The following is a 16925-nucleotide window of genomic DNA, read 5'->3' on the forward strand; positions in this document are numbered from 1 at the left end:
TCGCCACCGGCGTACGGCAGCACACCGGCGAGGCGGAAGCCCCCGCCGGGGGTGAGGCCGGTGTGCACCATGCCGCCGACCAGACGGGCCCGCTCCCGCAGGCCCGTCAGCCCCTGTTGGCCGCTGATCGCGGGGAGTGCGGCCGGAACCCCGGCCGGTACTGGGCCGTTCGCCACCTCGACTACGAGGCTGTCCGGTTCGTAGCGCAGCGCGACCGTGATCGGGGCGCCCGGCGCGTGCTTGAGTGCATTGGTCAGTCCCTCCTGAGCGATGCGGTACGCCGCCCGGTCGACAGCGGGGGTGAGGGGTCGCTCGGCGCCGGAGCGGTGCAGTTCCACTGTCGCGCCCGCCGCCCGCGACGATGCGACCAGCTCGTCGACAGAAACCGCGGCACGGTCCGAGGAGGGCCCGGCTTCCTGCGGACCGGGCCCGGACATCTCCGCGTCGTTGCGCAGGATGCCCACGGCTTCGCGCAGCTCCCGCATCGCCGATCTGGATGCCTCCCGGAGGACGCCCACACCTTCCCGCTGGCGGCCATTGAGCTCCGGGTCCACCTCCAGCGCCCCCGTGTGCACGGCGATCAGGGCAAGTTGGTGGCCAAGGCTGTCGTGCATGTCCTGGGCGATGCGCTGCCGCTCCAGCAGCCGGGCCTGGCGCGCCACCATCGCCCGTTCGCGCACCAGTTGGGCGTTGTGCCGCCGCAGGGCGTCCAGCAGGGCGTGCCGCTGGGCACGGTATCGGGCGGCGAAACCGGGCACCACCGCGAGCACCAGGAACGGCCCCCCGGTAAGTGCGACGGTCACCAGCACCGACAGTCCGAGGTCTTCATCTGGTGCGCTGGCCACGCCGGCGACAAGGTGGAGCACGAAACCAGCCGTGAACGCGGCCAGTGCCCGCGCCGGGCGCTCGATGCGGCTGCCGGCGGACCATCCGGCGCAGACCAGCAGGACGAACGCACCGAGAAAGGTGCCCGCCAGGGCTGACGCGGCCAGCAGTACCGATGCCGGCAGGGCGCGACGCGCCAGGGACAGTACGGCGACGACCAGGGCCAGTGCCCCGCCCTGTACCAGGGAGCCGGTCTCCGCCGTGCGAAGGATGCCTGCGATCCCGGAGAGCACTGGGGTGAGCACGGCCTCGCCGACGATCCGCCGGGGCCAGGCGGAGGCGGCGGCGAGACGGAAGCGGAACGACGGTCCGGTACGGGGAGTTTCTGCAGCATCCACGCGCAGACGATAGACGGCTGCCCTCTGACGCCCGCATCCTTCCTTCGGTGCGGTCGCGCGCGACGAAGGGGGGTCGGGGAGGCCTCGGTTCCTGGGATTCCTGCCCTCTTTGGTCGTTACGGGTGACGACTTATGGAGACTGCCGCAGGGGCGGGCGGTCCGGTGACGATGGCTCCGCCGGACGCACTCAGCGGCGGCACAGGGAACGACGGCTTCGGGAGCGGAACAGTGGACAGTGCGGGACAGTGGACCGGCAGACGTTTCACCGTCCGGCAGGAGAACCGTCTCAAGGCCGGCCGTTACACCGTGAGCGAGCTGATGCCGGACGGCTCTGAGGGCGAGGTCGTGGCCTGCGCCGAGGTGAAGCGATTCTCGCTCAAGGAGAAGATCACCTTCCACACCGGCCTGTCCGGGACCCGCGTGCTGTTCACCATCGAGGAGCGCGGCCTTCGCGGCGCCGGTGATGGCTACGACGTGTGGGACGCGGAGGGCAACCTTGTCGGCGGTTTCGAGGAGAAGGACGTCGCCTCCCTGGTGCGTTCGACCTGGGTGCTGGACCAGCCCGGATTCCCGGCCGCCGTCGGCCGGGAGCGTAACCGGTTCGTGGCTGTGCTCCGCCGCGCCTGGGACTTCCTGCCGCTGGACCTGCCGTTCCTGTGGCCGTACCACTTCGACTTCGAGACGGGAGGCAAGCAGGTGCTGAAGGTGGACAGGAAGTGGGGTCTGCGGGACCGTTACGTGGTCGACATCCTCACCCCCGGACCGGACCCCCGCCTGGCCGTCGCCCAGGCCGTGGCCCTGGACACGTTCCAGGACCGTTGACCCGAAGAGACTGGCGCCGACGGCGGGCAGGTGGGCCATGTCGCCGGTGGGAAAGCTCCAGGCCCATGGCCGGATACCTCCGGACCGACCTCGAACAGCCACGGGCCTCGGTATCCAGCCAGGATGGGCATGTTCTCCAGTTCTGCGGGCGGCAGCGAGACGAAGTCGGCGTTGTCCTCCAGGGCGCCGGAATCGCGCAGGTCGCTGAGGTAGGGCCTCTTGTCCGTACGGTGTTCGGGCCCGCGGTTGAGGGTGGAGACGGCGATGACGGGTATCTCGAGTTCCTTGGCCAGATTCTTCAGGCTGCGGGCGACCTCGGAGACCTTTTGGCAGCGGGATCCGAGAGGGCGGGTGCCGTAGTTGAGCAGCTGCAGGTCGTCGACGGCGATGAGCTTCAGGCCGTGCAGGCGTCGGCAGTGCGCGCGCATCTTGGTGAAGTTGGCGTAGGCGTCGTCCTGGAGGTAGAGCGGGGCTCCGGAGACCGAGGGCATCCCTTTGGCGAGGCGGCTCCAGTCCTCGTCGGTCATGGTGCCGGAGCGCATGTGGTGCAGGGCGACGCGGGCCTCGGCGACCAAGAGCCGCATGGTGATGTCGGTGCGGCGGGACTCCAGTGCGAAGTAGGCAGCGGGCAGGTTGTGCTTGACGGCCGCGGAGCGCAGCAGGTTCAGGGCGAGGGTGGAGGTTCCCGTGGTCGGGCGGCCGGCGATGACGATGAGCTGGCCGGGGTTGGCTTTGTTCACGGGTAGCGACAGCAGTTGTTCACGGGTTTGGGTTCTGGCCCATCGGCCGCGGACCGGATCGGCCGGCATCAACGGCTTGATCCGGTCCCACATCGCATCCGTGATCACCAGCCGGACGGACATATCCGATCGAACAAACGGATCAAGGAGACACGCTCTAGTAGTGCTTCGTTAGGTTCTGGGCTGTCTGCGTCGGCTGCGCGGGTTGGCTAGAGGTCGTCCGCAGGTGGTGCAGGTACCGGTCCAGCACCTCAGCAGGTCTTGGAGGAGATCAAGAACCTGGTAGAGGGTCAGGCCGGTGTGTGGGCTTTTGGGTCGAGCCGCCTGAGGGTGAGGAATGCCTGGGCTGCGGTGACGAGGGTGACGTGGTGGTGCCAGCCGCGCCAGGTGCGGCCCTCGAAGTGGTCCAGTCCCCGCCAAGGTTCGCGGGGTTGGCGGTCGCGACGGTTGGATGTGCGGTGGCGTCCATTCGATCGCCGGAGGCGCGGTGGCTGAGCCTGTCGTGTACGCAGACTGATCGACCAGGAGGGGCAGAAGCTGCAGCAGATCGTGTGCCGGGGCAGCACGAGTTCGGTGCGCTATCGGCGCGCGATGATGCTGCTCGCGTCGCTGGGTATGACGGGTGTCAACGGAGAGTTCAAGAACCTGATCTTTGCCGCTACCGGTCCAAGCCTGAGATCGTTCTATGCGACGCGGTCAACAACCGCCTCGACATCGTCCGTAACGCCCAGTACTGCCTGACATACACGCGGCCTCTCGGCACCGCCGGCCTGTCCTGGGCAGAGCTCGTGAGTTGGTGGCAGGAGACAATCCCGCCGTCGGTGATCAGGCTGCCGCCTCCGCGGATCTGTGGATGCGGGCGGCCGTCAGATCGTGGGAGCGGCCCGTCAGTGCCGGCGACAGTCAGAGGACCTCCCCGGCCGGGTCGGTCGAACAGCGTGGGCGGCAGCTCGGGGGCGAGGTACCAGTCCCGCCGCGTCCGCCAGCCGCGCGCCCACGGCCAGATGCACCGTCGCCGGGTCGGTGCCGTGCAGCGCGACCAGTGATGCGGCGACCTCCTCCGGGCTCCCCGCCCGCGCGGCCCCCGCCAGCCGCTGGCGCAGGGCCAGCCGGTGCCGCCGCTCGGCCGTCCCGATGTGCCGTCGTCCGTCGTCACCCATGCAGGCCCTCCGCCCGTCGTCCGTCCGCGGCGTGTTCGGCAGGTGCGCTTGGTGCGTGTGCTCGGTACCTGTGCCCCGTCCGACATCGTGCCCGACACCACTGACAGCGGGCCTCCCCCGAGGGCCGGCTAGGGCGTGCCGTCCGCCGACAGGCGCTGGGTGATCCGGTCGAACAGGTCCGTCAGCGGCTCCCCGATGTCCCGGCCGAACCCGGTGAGCCCGTACGTGACCTGCGGCGGCGTCGTCGGCTCGACCTTCCGCCAGACCCTGCGCGTCCTCGACCAGGACGCGCAGGGTCTGGGCGAGCATCTTCTCGCTCATGCCCCGGATGCTCTCGCGCAGCTCGTAGAACCGGAGGTCGTTGCGCCGCAGGGCGATCAGCACCCAGATGCCCCACCTGCTGGTCACATGGTCGACCACGTCGCGCGCCAGGCAGTCGGTGTGAAACACGTCATACCGCTCGCCGGTCCCGACCCGTCTGGCTGCACGCCTTCCGTCATGTCATGAGCTTACCTCCAGGTATGCCCTTACCAGAAGTTAGTCCTCGCTCCTAGCGTGCAGGTCCACAGAGGACATCCGAGAAGGAGTTGGACATGATCGTGGTGACCGGGGCGACCGGGAACATCGGGCGGCCGCTGACGCGGGCGCTGGCAGCGGCGGGCGAGCAGGTGACGGCGGTGTCGCGGCACCCGGCGGCGGTGCCGGACGGCGTCCGCCACCTGGTGGCCGACCTCGCCGAGCCGGCCGGCCTGCGGCCCGCGCTGGCCGGGGCGAAGTCGCTGTTCCTGCTGCTCTCCGGCGATCTGCACGCCCTCGGCGCCAGCCCCGCCGACATCGTCGCCGAGGCCGCGGACGGCGGGGTCCGCCGCATCGTCCTGCTCTCCACGCTCGGCGTGGTGACCAGGCCCTTCGGGGCGACGCGGATCGCGATGCGCGAGCTGGAGGACAAGGTGCGGGAGTCCGGCCTCCAGTGGGCTCTGCTGCGGCCGGGCGGCTTCGCCTCCAACGCCCTGTGGTGGGCCGAGTCCGTCCGTGAGCGACGGGTCGTCGCGGCGCCCTTCGGCGATGTCGGGGTGCCGGTGATCGATCCGGCCGACATCGCGGCGGTGGCGGCGGCCTGTCTGCTGGAGGACCGGTACATCGGTGGCGCGTACGAGCTGACCGGCCCGGAGGTGATCACTCCGCGCGGGCAGACGGAGGCCATCGCCGCCGCGCTGGGGTCGCCCGTGGCGTTCCACGAGCTGACCCGCGACGAGGCCAGGGCCGCCATGGCCCGGAGCATGCCGGCGGAGCTGGCCGACGACACCCTGGACATCGTCGGCAACCCGAGCCCGGCCGAGCAGCGCGTCAGCCCGGACGTCGAACGGGTCCTCGGCCGCGCCCCGCGCCCCTTCGCCGACTGGGCCGCCCGCAACGTCACCGCGTTCCGCTGAGACCGGCCGCACCGGGGCCAGGCGCTAGAACACGTCACGCAGGGTCTCCAAGAGGCGGGCGATGTTCGCCTCGTCGCGGCGGTAGTAGGTCCACTTGCCGCGTCGGGTGGCGACCACCAGCCCTGCCTGCCGCAGCATGGTGAGGTACTGGGAGGTGGTGGACTGTCCCAGGCCCATGCGCCGCTGGATGTCGGTCACGCAGACGCCGATCTCGACATCCTCGGCCTCCTGGCCGGGGAAGCTCATGGGGTCCTTGAGCCACACCAGCATCTGGCGGCGGGCGGGGTTGGACAGGGCCCGGAATACGGACAGCAACTGCTCTTCCGAGAACACGGCGTGATCGTAACCCATTCTCATATTGACGATTCGCGATACGACGATTTATCTTCGCCGTATGTCCTCTTCGATGCGTGTGATGGAACTCGTCCGTTTCGGTGGCGCGGACACCGCGTTCGCGGCACGGGAACTGCCCATGCCCAGCCCTGGGCCCGGCCAGCTGCTGGTGAGGGTCATGGCCACCTCCGTGAATCCCCTGGACCTGCAGACCCGCCGCGGCGACTACCGCGACCAGGTGGCGCTGCCGGCGGTGATCGGCAACGACGTGTCCGGCGTGGTGGTCGAGACCGGCACGGGGGCGGGCGACTACCGGCCGGGCGACGAGGTCTGGTACTTGGCGCCGGTGTTCACCGGTCAGGGGACCTATGCCGAGTTCCACGTGGTCGACCAGGCCCTGGTCGCCCGCAAGCCCTCCCGCTTGTCGCATGTCGAGGCCGCCGGTCTCGCTCTCGTGGGGGTGACGGCGTGGGAGGCGCTGGTCGAACGGGCCGGAGTGCGGGCCGGGGAGCGGGTCCTGGTGCACGGCGGCGCGGGCGGGGTCGGTTCGGTCGCCATCCAGGTCGCACGTGCGCTGGGGGCCGAGGTGGTCACCACCGCGCGGGCGAGGGATCACGACTTCGTCACCCGGCTGGGAGCGGACGTCACGATCGACTTCTCGGCCGGTGACTATGTGCCGCAGGTGCAGGCCCTGGGCGGGGTGGACGTCGTGCTGGACACGGTGGGCCGGGACACCCTCACCCGCAGTCCGCTGGCTCTGGCCGACCGAGGCCGCGTGGTGTCGATCGTGGACATTCCCGAGCCGCAGAACCTCCTCGCCGCTTGGGGCGTGAACGCGACCTACCATTTCCTCTTCGTCAGTCCCGGCCGGGCGAAACTGGAGGCCCTCGGCCGTCTGGTCGACCAGGGCGAACTCCGGCCGGTGATCGGCGCCGTGCTGCCGCTGGCCGACGCCGCCCACGCCCACAGCCTCTTGGAAGGCGGCTCCGCCGACGAAGGACGCCAACGCCCGCGCGGCAAGATCGCTCTCGCCGTGCATCCCGTGGACGAGACCCCGCACGCGGCGGCGGCCCGTACCTGAGGAATGGGGCGCCTCGCGCACCCGTTGTCTCCTCGTATGACCGAAACAACTGCGGTAGTGGCGGGCGCCTATGGCGGTCCCGAGGTCCTGTCGGTGATCGATGTCGCCGTCCCGGAGCCGGGGCCGAACGAGGTGCGGATCACGGTCCGGCGCGGCCGGCGTCAATCCCTTCGACTACAAGTCGTACAGCGGTGCCTTCGGTGTCGATCCGGGGAGACTGCCGGTCCGGCTCGGTGTCGAGGCGGCGGGCGTGGTGACAGCGGTCGGTGCCGACGCGATCGGCCCCGCGGGTCCGATCGCGGTGGGTGACGAAGTGATCACCTACTCCGCGCCGGGTGCCTACGCCGCCGACATCGTCGTGCCCGCCCCGTCCGTGGTGCCGAAGCCCGTCGCCCTGTCCTGGGAGCAGGCCGGCGGGCTGCTGGCCGCCGGGGTCACCGCCGTACACACGCTTGAGGCGATCGGCCTGGGCAAGGGCGAGACGGTGCTGATCCACGGTGCCGCGGGAGGCGTCGGTCTCGTGGCCGTCCAGCTCGCGGTGGCACGCGGCGCGACTGTAGTGGCCACGGCGAGCCGGGCCAAGCACGACCTCCTGCGAGAGCTGGGAGCGATCCCGGTCGTCTACGGGCCGGGGCTGGCGGACAGGGTGCGCGCGGTGGCGCCGGAGGGCGTGCACGCGGCCGCCGATCTCGTGGGCACCGAGGAGGCGGTGGACGTCTCCGTGGAGCTCGTGCCGGACCGCTTGCGTATCGCCACCATCGCGGGCCACGAGCGCGGGGCTCGCGCGGGAATCAAGCTCCTGGGTGGTGTGCCGGGCGCGGATCCCGGTACCGAGATCCGCCAAGCCGCCCGCCTGCAGCTCACGGAAGCCGCGACAGCAGGCCGCCTGCGCATCGTGATCGCGGACAGCTACCCCCTGCGCGAGGCCGCCACCGCCCACCGCGAGATCATGGCCGGCCACACCACGGGAAAGATCGTCCTGGTCCCGTAACCCGTTCCTGTCCCCGCACCGCTGAAGCCGCACCGCGAGCGGCCGCCCGCGCAATCACCGGTCCCGGTACGCGACGGATCGGGTGCGTGGGCGGCAGGCGACCAGCTCGTCAGGTGCCCATGTCCTCGTTCTTGGCGCTCCATTCGATCAGCGGATGCAGGACACGCATCAGGCTGGCGCCCCGTTCGGTGGGCCGGTACGTGATCTGGACCGGCGTCGTCGGTACCACGAGCCGCTCAATGAGCCGGTGGCCCTCGAGCTCACGCAGACGCTGGGACAGAAGGTGGTTCGAGATGCCGGGGATCCGCGCTCGGTAGTCGACGAATCGGCGCGCGCCCCGCATCGCCGCCAGGAGCACCGCGGCGCTCCACTTCTTGCCCACGATCTCGACCGAGCGCTGAAAACTGCGGCACACGTCGTCGTCGATGTGTTCATAGCCCGCTTCCGGGCGGCTCTGGCCCGCGGTGGCGGAGGAATCATCGGGCTGTCGAGGACCGGTCATACGGTCACGATACTGGAGCGTGTCACTTTTGATGACCTGGTCATGCCCCGCTTGTCGCCTGTGATCATCGCCGTGCAGCCTTGGCCCATGAACGCACACTCGGCCTTTCACCACGCGCTATGAACTACGGGCACCCGCTGAGATTCGGGCTGCACCTGCCCTCCGACGCCGACTGCGGACCCGGCCGGTTGGTCGAAGTGGCGGGCCTGGCCGAGCAGTGGGGGCTGGACTTGCTCGTCGTCCCGGCCGGAACCGCCGGCGACGATCTCGAACCGTCGACTGTGGCGGCCTGGATCGCCGGGGCGACGGTCTCTCTCGGACTGGTGCTGGAGGCACGCCCCGACACCCTCCATCCGGCGATGCTCGCGCGAGCCGTCGCGGGCCTGGACCGGCTCACCGAAGGCAGGGTCGAACTGGCTTTCCGGGCGGGCCCGTCAGCCGCCGCGTCCGGGACAGCCGATTCGGTCGCGGCACTGGGTGAGGCGATCGCCGTCGTCCGCGAGCTCTGGAATGGCCTCGGCCGGTTCACCGGCCGCTTCTACCGTCTTGCGGGAGCCGAGAATGCCGCGCCCGCGCACGACGTGCCGATCTCCGTGGACGGCCAGGGCCAGGACCTGCTCCGGCTGGTCGGACTGCGGGCTGACGAATGGTCGACGGGGTGCGACGCCGCCACGCTGACGCAGGGCAACCGCGCAGTCGACGAGGCGGCGCGAGGGGCAGGCCGCGATCCCCGCGAGATCCGCAGACGGGTCACGATCCGCGGTGGCTTCGGCGAGCGGACAGGCAGGTTCACCGGGACCGCCGCGGACTGGGTGAACGACCTGCTGCCACTCGTCGTCGAGCACGGGGTGGGCACCATCGTGCTGGACACCGAGGAGCGAGACGTCGCGGCATGCTTCGCGAGCGAGGTCGCCCCGGCCCTGCGGGCGGCCGTGGACGCGGTGCTTCCGCGCGGATGGTCGGGCGCGCGGGTCCGGCGGTCCGCCGTGCGCGCCAGGCGCCTGCCGGGGATCGACTACGAGAGCGCTCCGCCGGAGATGGCCGAGGTCGTCGAGCCCGGTGATCCGGCCTACGCCCGGCTGCGGTCCGGATACCTGCGCGGTGGTGCGCCCGGCATCATCCTGCGGGCGGCGACGAACGAGCAGGTGACCCAGGCGCTCGCGTTCGCCCGCCGGCATCCCGGCGTGGCCCTGTCTCGGCGAAGCGCCGGACACGGGGTCTCCGGCCGCTCCACCAATGACGGCGGGATCGTCATCGACGTGTCACTGATGAATGCGATCGAGGTGCTCGACAGGAAGACACGCCGGGTGCGCATCGGCCCGGGTGCGCGCTGGGCCGAGGTGGCGGCCGCACTGGAGCCCTACGGCTGGGCGTTGAGTTCGGGCGACTACGGGGGCGTCGGGGTGGGCGGCCTCGCCACGGCGGGGGGCATCGGGTACCTCGCGCGCGGGCACGGACTGACCATCGACCGCCTGCGGGCCGTGGAGATGGTGCTCGCGGATGGCTCCGTCGTGCGGGCCGACGATGCGGAGAACCCCGATCTCTTCTGGGCCGTGCGAGGGGCGGGCGCGAATTTCGGGATCGTCACTGCCTTCGAGTTCGAGGCCGACGACGTGGGCGCGGTCGCCTTCGCCCGGCTCACCCAGGACGCGAGCGACCTCGAGCGCTACCTCGTCGAGTGGGGCCGGGTGGTCGAGGACTCACCGCGGGACCTCACCAGCTTCGTCATCGTGCCGCCCCCGCGCGGCGGACGTCCGGCGCTCGCGGTGAGCCACACCATGGTCGACTCCTCGGACCCGGAGACCGTGCGCGCCCGGCTGGAGCCACTGGCCGCGATCTCCGCGATGTACGCCCAGGACATCGTCATCACCTCCTACGCGGCCGTGATGGACAACGCGAGCGACGACCCACCGGTCTCCCACGGTGAACCGGTCTCACGCAGCGGGCTGCTCCGGCACGTGACCCCGCAGTTCGCCGCGGCGGCGGCTCAGATGATCCGCAGCGGCGCGATCGGATGGTTCCAGCTCCGCTCGGTCGGGGGCGCCGTCGCCGATGTTCCCGCGGACGCCACGGCCTACGCCCACCGCGACGCGAACTTCTCGCTGGTGGTGATGGGCGGTGCCGACGAGGTGGTCGACCGGGCCTGGGCCCGGCTGAGCCCTTTCCTCGACGGCCTCTACATCAGCTTCGAGTCCAGCCTCCGGCCCGAGCGGATCACCGCGGCCTGGCCTCCACGGACCCTCACGCGTCTGCGTGAGCTGAAGAGCGTCTACGACCCCGAGGGTGTGTTCGGCGACAACTTCGCCCTCACACCCGCCGCGAACCACCCCGGAGGAAGCACCCCATGAGCGACTACGGCCACGAACTGTGGTTCGGCAGCTTCATCACCCCCACCGCCCACCCGCCTCAGGCGCCGGTCGAGCTGGCCCAGACCTCCGAGAGGGCCGGCCTCGACCTGGTCAGCTTCCAGGACCACCCCTACCAGTCGGCGTTCCAGGACACCTGGACCCTGATGTCGTACGTCGCCGCACGCACCGAACGGATCCGGATCAGCGGCAACGTGCTGAGCCTTCCGCTGCGGCCCCCGGCCGTGCTGGCCCGCGCCGCCGCGAGCCTGGACCGGCTGACCGGCGGGCGAGTCGAACTGGGCATCGGCGCGGGCGCGTTCTGGGACGGCATCGTCGCGATGGGAGGCCGCCGGCTCGAACCGGCCCAGGCCGTGCGGGCGGTGGAGGAGGCCGTGGGCGTGATCCGGGGTCTGTGGGCCACCGACGAGACCGGTCCCCTCCGTGTCACCGGGGAGTTCTACACCGTGAACGGCGCCAAGCGCGGCCCGGCACCCGCCCATCGCATCCCGATCCGCATCGGTGCCTACAAGCCGCGCATGCTCCGGCTGACGGGCAGGATCGCCGACGGTTGGCTGCCCTCCCTGGGTTTCCTGCCCGAGGGCCCGGCATCGCTGCGCGCGATGAACGAGCAGATCGACGAGGCCGCCTCCGCCGCCGGTCGGGAGCCCGCGGCGGTCAGCCGCCTGCTCAACCTGAGCGGCCGATTCACGTCCGGCGCCGGCGGCGGCCTGTTGCAGGGGACTCCCGGCGACTGGGCCGAACAGATCGCTGACCTCGCCCTGCAGTACGGCGTGTCCGGGTTCATCCTCGCCTCGGACGAGCCTGCCGACCTGAACCTCTTCGGTCACGAGGTCGCGCCGCGCGCCCGCGAACTCGTCCAGTCCGAACGCGTGACGTGATGCGGTGCGCGCGTGGCGGGCCCGGTGACCAAGCTGCGACAGGGGCAGCGCCGACGGAGCTGTTCGGACGCCGCGAGGAGACCGCGGTTCTCGACGGGCTGCTTACGCAGGCCCGCGGCGGGAGCGGTGGCGCGCTCGTGGTGTGGGGCGAGCCGGGTATCGGCAAGTCAGCTCTGCTTCGCCACGTGCATGGCCAGGCCGCGGACTTCGTCCGGCTGAGCCACTCGGCCACCCGGCCCGAGTCGGACCTGGCTTTCGCGGGGCTGCACGGGCTGCTGCGACCGCTGGCCGATCGTGTCGAGCTGCTGGCGACGGCCCAGGCCGCCGCTGTGCGTACCGCGCTCGGGCTGAGCGGTGAGCCGACGGACCGCCTGGTGGTCGGGGCGGCCGTGCTGTCGCTGCTCCGCGGACTCGCCGAGCGGCAGCCCGTGCTCGTCGTGGTGGACGACGGGCAGTGGCTCGACGAGGCCACCGCGCTGTGCCTGGGGTTCGTCGCCCGACGTGTGGGAGCGCATCCCGTGGTCGTCGTGCTCGCCGATCACAGCGATCCGGCTGCCCGGCCCTGGGAAGGCGTGGCCGACGTGCGGGTCGACGGCCTGAGCGACGAGAGCGCGCGGCAGCTTGTGGCGGCCGTGGCGCCGCTCACCGACGAGGCGACGACGCGGAGCATGGTCCGGGAGGCCGGGGGCAACCCCTTGGCGCTGCACGAACTGGCCACGCTCGGGGGCGACCTCGACGACGCCGAGCATCGCCGGAAGCGAGGACGACCGCCCGTCGGGCCGTGCCTGCAGCGGGCTTTCCGTGCCAGGATCGAGGCCCTGAGCCCTCCGGCGCAGTTGCTGACCGTGCTCGCGGCGGCCGAGGAGCACGGCGACCGGCTCACGGTGCAGCGGGCCGGCCGTGCGTCGGGGGCCGGTGACGCCGTCTGGGAGGAAGTGACCAACGCGGGCCTGCTCCACGTGGCGGGCAACCGCGTCGGTTTCCGGCACCCCGTCGTGAGCAGAGCCGTCTACGAGGGCTGCGGTGCCGCGACGAGGCGCCGGGCTCACCGCGCCCTGGCCGCCACGATGCCGGACGAGGCGGAGGAGCGCGCATGGCATCTCGCCGCCCTGGCCCACGGACGCGATGAGGACGTCGCGCGGCTCCTCGAACGGACCGCCGTCCGCTCCCGGCTCCGCGGGGCCACGAACACGGCTGCACGGGCGTGGTGGCGGGCCGCCGAACTGTCGGCCGCACCGATCGACGCCTCACAACGTCTTGCCGAGGCTGCCAGGGCTTCCTGGGACGCCGGGTGGGCAGCCACGGCGGAGCGCCTGCTCGATGACGCGGAACGGCTGGCCCCCGGTGCTCACGTCGCCCGGCGGAGCCGGGGTCTGCGGGGGATCATGGAGTTCGCCCGGGGCATGCCCGAGATGGCGCACCACTTCCTGATCACCGACATGAAGCGCGTCCCGGAACCGGGAACGGCGCTGGAACTGGGCACGCTGGCCATGCGCGCCGCCTGGTCCGTCGGACGCGGCGACCTGCGGGACAGAGCGCTGGAGCTGCTGCTCGAAGAGGACGTCGCGGGCCGGAGCGGATTACCCGGCACGCTTGCCTGGTGGAGCGACGACGTGTCCGCCGACGCGGCGCCGGCGGACACCCCCGACCTCGGTGATCCCGCCGCGCGGGCCCGTACGACCATCCTGCCGTTGCTGCCGCCGACACCCCTCGCCCTGGCCTGGGGGATCGACAAGCCGATGGCGGATGCGCTGCGCCGCCGGTTGCCGCACCTGCGGCGGCGCAGCGAGCACGCTCGGCTCGCCGCCTTCCTGGCCCAGACCGCGATGCTCGACAACGCTGCCGGCCGCTGGCCGCAATCGGAGTCCTCGGCCGCGGAGGGACTGCGGCTGGCCCAGGACCTGGGTGCCGACCACATCGCCTCCCACTGCCTCACCAGCCTGAGCTGGCTCGCCGCGGCGCGTGGTGACGAACGTGCCGTTGCGGAGGCCACCGCCAGGACTCTGGAGACGTCACTCCCGCAGGGCGTCCGCGCGCTGAGCGCCGCCGCGTACTGGAACCGCGGCATGGCCTTGCTGTTTCGCGAGCGTCCCGAGGAAGCGCTGGACATCCTGGTGCGCCTGACCGAGCCGGGCCATGGCGCGGAACACCCGACCTTCGCGCTCCTGGCCGCTCTCGACACGGCCGAGGCGGCCGTGCGCGTCGGCAGAAGCGACCTCGCGGACGAACGGGTACGGGTGCTCGAAGCCTGGGCGCGGCGCACGGGAGCGCCGTGGGCCCGCTGTGCCGCGCACGTCACGCGCGGGCTCCTCGGCGGCGCCCGGGCCGAGGGTGCCTTCCGAGCCGCCCTCGACGTGCCGGTTGCCCGATCCCACCCGCTGCTCTACGCGCGCGCTCAGTTGGCCTACGGCGAGTGGTTGCGACGGGGCCGCCGGCGGACCGATGCGCGCGTCCGGATCGGCGCCGCCTTGGAGGCGTTCGACCGGCTCGGTGCCGAGCCGCTGCGCCAACGCGCGCAGCGCGAGCAGGACCTCACCGGAGCGCCGGGACGCCGGGGAAGCTCGGACACCAGGGCGATGAACCGGCTCACCGCCCAGGAACAGCGAGTCGTCGAACTGGCCGCCGAACAGCTGACGAATCGCGAGATCGGCGTCCAGCTGCGGATCAGCCACCGCACCGTGGGCCACCACCTCGGGAACGTGTTCGCCAAGCTCGGCATCAACACCCGAACCGAGCTGAGCGACCTCCACGCCGGTTGTGAGCCACCGTGAGCACAGGGAGGCCGCGGCGGAGCGGGCGCGCGACGCCTCCGGCGGAAACGACGGATTGCCCGCCCGATTCGCTCACCGGCCCTGATTTGTAGCGTCGCTGACGTTGTCCCGCGTACCCGCGGCGAAACGCCGTGCGACGCATGACGAGAGGTCACCTCATGCCCAAGTCCGAGACCCTGCCCCACACGCGCCACTACATCGACGGGCAGTGGCAGGACTCCAGCTCCCGCGGCGAGTCCCGCAGCCCCGCGACCAACGGCCTGCTCGGCACCTTCGCCGACGGCGGTGCGCGGGAGGCGAAGGCCGCCGTGGCCGCGGCCCGAAGGGCCTTCGACTCCACCGCCTGGTCCCGCGACCGTCACCGGCGTGCGGCAGCGCTGCACGAACTGGCCGACCGGCTCGAGCAGCGCAAGGACGAACTGATCACCCTCCTGGCGCGGGAGAACGGGAAAGTGCTTTCCGAGGCGGCCATCGAAGTCGAAGGCACCATCCCCAAGCTCCGCTACCACGCGGCGCTGGCCCTCACCGACCACGGCAGGGCCGGCGAAGTACGGCCCGGCATGTACTCGATGACCCTGCGCGAAGCCGCGGGCGTCGCCGCGGTGATCGTGCCGTGGAACTCACCGGTCATCCTCTCGGCGCGATCCTTCGCACCAGCCCTGGCGGCCGGCTGCACCGTGGTCATGAAGATGCCGGCGCAGACCGGCCTGGTCAACGGAGTGCTGAGCGAGATCATCGCCGACACGCCGAGCCTGGACCCGGGCGTGTTCAACGTCTTCACCGAGAGCGGCAACGCCGGGGCTCCGGAGCTGGTCTCCTCCCCGGACGTGGACGTGCTCAGCTACACCGGCTCCACCGCGGTCGGCCGCGTGATCATGGAACAGGCCGCCCCGACGCTGAAAACGCTGTCCATGGAGCTGGGCGGAAAGACGCCGATGCTCGTCTTCGACGACGCCGACTTGGACGCCGCCGTGCCCGTGCTCACCAAGGCCGTCACCATGTTCGCGGGCCAGTTCTGCATGACGGGCAGCCGGATACTGGTCCAGCGCGGCGTGGCCGACGAACTCCGGCGGCGGCTTGTCGCCGCCCTCGAAGCGGTCCGGGTCGGGCCCGGCGACGACCCCGCCAGCGAGATGGGCGCCATGATCGACGAAGGAAACGCCCAACGGGTCGAACAGACCGTGGCCGCCGCGGCCGACTACGCCACCGTCCTCGTGCGGGGCAAGCGGGATCGGGCGCTCCTCGGCCCGTCCCTGATCGAGGTCGCCGACGTGTCCTCGCCGATCGTGCAGCGCGAAGTGTTCGGGCCGGTCGCCACCTTCGAGGTGTTCGACTCCGAGGCCGACGCCGTGGCGCGTGCCAACGCCACCGAGTTCGGCCTGGCCGCGAGCATCTGGACCCGTGATGTCGACCGCCCCCTGCGCGTCGGCCGCGAACTGCAGGCCGGGACCGTCTGGACCAACACCTGGGCCATGATCCACGACCAGTTCGAGGAAGGCGGCTTCAAGCAGTCGGGAGTGGGCCGCCTGAACGGCATCCGCGGGATCGAGGAATTCCAGGAGACCAAGCACCTCGTGCATGTGGCACCGCAACTCTGACAGCTCTCGACGGCGGAGTGAGAATCGATGACCGAGACGGACGACGTCGGCCCGGCCGACGTCACCCTGCTGACCGCGCGCGCTGTGGAACCCGGCTACGAGCAGGACTTCCGGGAGTGGTTCGGGCGGGTGACCGACACCGCCTCAGCGTTTCCCGGACACCTGGGGGACGGGTTGTTCCGGCCTGCCACGGCCGCCGGGCCATGGGTTCTGGTCCACCGGTTCCGCGACCAGGAGTCCGCGCGGCACTGGACGACGTCACCTGAGCGGGCCGCACTGTTCGACCACTGCGAGGGCCATCATCAGAGCGAGGTGGCGCGTCGCGAACTCTCCGGAATGGAGACCCTGTTCACCACTGCGCACGACACGCCCACGACGGCGCCGCCTCGTTGGAAGATGGCGCTCGCCGCCTTCGCGGCCGTACTCCCGATCTCCCTGATCGGCAACGGTCTTCTGGGGCCGGCGCTCCGTGCTTGGCCGCTTGTGGCGCGGGTGCTGATGCTCGCGCTGCTGTTCAGTACGTTGATGACGTATCTGATGATGCCGGCTGTGACCCTCGTCCTGCGCCGTTGGCTCTATGCCGACACCTCGACCGCGCGCGAGGGACCGACGCGATGACGCGGCCCCGGGGCGGACCGCGCCGTTTTGCGGCTCGGCTTTCAGCGGGACAGTTCCATGATCTCCGGCACGGATCTCCCGCAGCGGCTGGTTGATCACGGTGGCGGGGTCGCATGCGGAACCCCGGACGGGCACCGCGACGGGAAGTACGCTGTCCGCGCGGCGGGCCACCCGGCGTGCGCAACTCGACGAGCGCGGCCGGGACGCCGCCGGCGAGGGCGTTGATCACCGCTTGCGTGGCCTTCTTCCCCAGGGAGCGGTCGGGCTCGCGGTAAGCGGCGATCATGCGCTGGTGGATGCCCCAGGTCGCCTCGGCCTCGACGTGCTCGAAGATGGCGAACAACGCCTCGAGGCGCGCGTGCTGGCAGAGTCCTTCGACACGGTGCGGGTCAGCTCTGTGTGATCA

The 16925-nt window shown here is 71.3% G+C and carries 11 protein-coding genes and 6 pseudogenes; 9 read left to right on the plus strand and 8 right to left on the minus strand.

All coding sequences use genetic code 11. The annotated features are described in order from the left end of the window. On the minus strand, window positions 1-1223 hold a 1223-nt coding region (locus tag ACZ6IM_RS08705), incomplete at its 3' end, for a sensor histidine kinase (RefSeq protein ID WP_469555299.1). A 228-nt stretch (window positions 1224-1451) separates the two neighbouring features. Between ACZ6IM_RS08705 and ACZ6IM_RS08710 the strand changes: the two genes are divergently transcribed. Next, window positions 1452-2045 (plus strand): LURP-one-related family protein, encoded by a 594-nt coding sequence (locus ACZ6IM_RS08710; protein WP_003977861.1) that lies wholly within the window; start codon window positions 1452-1454, stop codon window positions 2043-2045. A gap of 152 nt (window positions 2046-2197) precedes the next feature. On the opposite strand, the pseudogene ACZ6IM_RS08715 reads toward ACZ6IM_RS08710, so the two are convergent. The 4 pseudogenes from ACZ6IM_RS08715 to ACZ6IM_RS08730 all read right to left on the minus strand — a co-directional run. After that, window positions 2198-2782: pseudogene (locus ACZ6IM_RS08715) on the minus strand (DnaB-like helicase C-terminal domain-containing protein); the annotation flags it as partial. An 849-nt stretch (window positions 2783-3631) separates the two neighbouring features. Then, window positions 3632-3715, minus strand: a pseudogene (locus ACZ6IM_RS08720) (IS5/IS1182 family transposase); the annotation flags it as partial. A gap of 8 nt (window positions 3716-3723) precedes the next feature. Further along, window positions 3724-3945 (minus strand): annotated as a pseudogene (locus ACZ6IM_RS08725) (winged helix DNA-binding domain-containing protein); the annotation flags it as partial. A gap of 128 nt (window positions 3946-4073) precedes the next feature. After that, window positions 4074-4445: pseudogene (locus ACZ6IM_RS08730) on the minus strand (winged helix-turn-helix transcriptional regulator). Window positions 4446-4538: 93 nt separating this feature from the next. On the opposite strand from ACZ6IM_RS08730, the gene ACZ6IM_RS08735 reads away from it, so the two are divergent. After that, the gene (locus ACZ6IM_RS08735) at window positions 4539-5378 is read left to right on the plus strand and encodes an SDR family oxidoreductase (RefSeq protein ID WP_469555303.1); all 840 of its coding nucleotides are present in this window, start codon (window positions 4539-4541) and stop codon (window positions 5376-5378) included. A 24-nt stretch (window positions 5379-5402) separates the two neighbouring features. Here ACZ6IM_RS08735 and ACZ6IM_RS08740 read toward each other — a convergent pair whose 3' ends face one another. Beyond that, entirely contained in the window at window positions 5403-5711 is a 309-nt protein-coding gene (locus tag ACZ6IM_RS08740) for an ArsR/SmtB family transcription factor (RefSeq protein ID WP_052840251.1), read from the minus strand. Window positions 5712-5772: 61 nt separating this feature from the next. Between ACZ6IM_RS08740 and ACZ6IM_RS08745 the strand changes: the two genes are divergently transcribed. After that, window positions 5773-6792, plus strand: a complete 1020-nt coding sequence (locus ACZ6IM_RS08745) for a zinc-binding dehydrogenase (RefSeq protein ID WP_469555305.1) — start codon at window positions 5773-5775, stop codon at window positions 6790-6792. A 57-nt stretch (window positions 6793-6849) separates the two neighbouring features. Next, window positions 6850-7783, plus strand: a pseudogene (locus ACZ6IM_RS08750) (quinone oxidoreductase family protein). A gap of 109 nt (window positions 7784-7892) precedes the next feature. Here the strand turns inward: ACZ6IM_RS08750 and ACZ6IM_RS08755 are convergent. After that, the gene (locus ACZ6IM_RS08755) at window positions 7893-8285 is read right to left on the minus strand and encodes a winged helix-turn-helix transcriptional regulator (RefSeq protein WP_052840038.1); all 393 of its coding nucleotides are present in this window, start codon (window positions 8283-8285) and stop codon (window positions 7893-7895) included. Window positions 8286-8404: 119 nt separating this feature from the next. Here ACZ6IM_RS08755 and ACZ6IM_RS08760 point away from each other — a divergent pair, with 119 nt between their 5' ends. From ACZ6IM_RS08760 to ACZ6IM_RS08780, 5 genes are all read left to right on the plus strand, one after another. Continuing rightward, window positions 8405-10633: an LLM class flavin-dependent oxidoreductase gene (locus ACZ6IM_RS08760; protein ID WP_469555308.1), complete on the plus strand. Its 2229-nt coding sequence runs from the start codon at window positions 8405-8407 to the stop codon at window positions 10631-10633. Then, on the plus strand, window positions 10630-11532 hold the full coding sequence (locus tag ACZ6IM_RS08765; protein ID WP_030869077.1) for an LLM class flavin-dependent oxidoreductase: 903 nt from the start codon (window positions 10630-10632) through the stop codon (window positions 11530-11532). The genes ACZ6IM_RS08760 and ACZ6IM_RS08765 overlap by 4 nt, the downstream gene beginning before the upstream one ends. After that, the gene (locus ACZ6IM_RS08770; RefSeq protein ID WP_469555312.1) at window positions 11532-14303 is read left to right on the plus strand and encodes an ATP-binding protein; all 2772 of its coding nucleotides are present in this window, start codon (window positions 11532-11534) and stop codon (window positions 14301-14303) included. The genes ACZ6IM_RS08765 and ACZ6IM_RS08770 overlap by 1 nt, the downstream gene beginning before the upstream one ends. 158 nt (window positions 14304-14461) lie before the next feature. Continuing rightward, complete coding sequence (locus ACZ6IM_RS08775) at window positions 14462-15901, plus strand: aldehyde dehydrogenase family protein (RefSeq protein ID WP_469555313.1); 1440 nt, start codon at window positions 14462-14464, stop codon at window positions 15899-15901. A gap of 27 nt (window positions 15902-15928) precedes the next feature. Then, entirely contained in the window at window positions 15929-16519 is a 591-nt protein-coding gene (locus ACZ6IM_RS08780; protein ID WP_469555316.1) for an antibiotic biosynthesis monooxygenase, read from the plus strand. A gap of 169 nt (window positions 16520-16688) precedes the next feature. Here the strand turns inward: ACZ6IM_RS08780 and ACZ6IM_RS08785 are convergent. Beyond that, window positions 16689-16883: pseudogene (locus ACZ6IM_RS08785) on the minus strand (ISL3 family transposase); the annotation flags it as partial. Between the last annotated feature and the right edge of the window lie 42 nt (window positions 16884-16925).

It is taken from the genome of Streptomyces sp. NPDC042336, assembly GCF_055581985.1.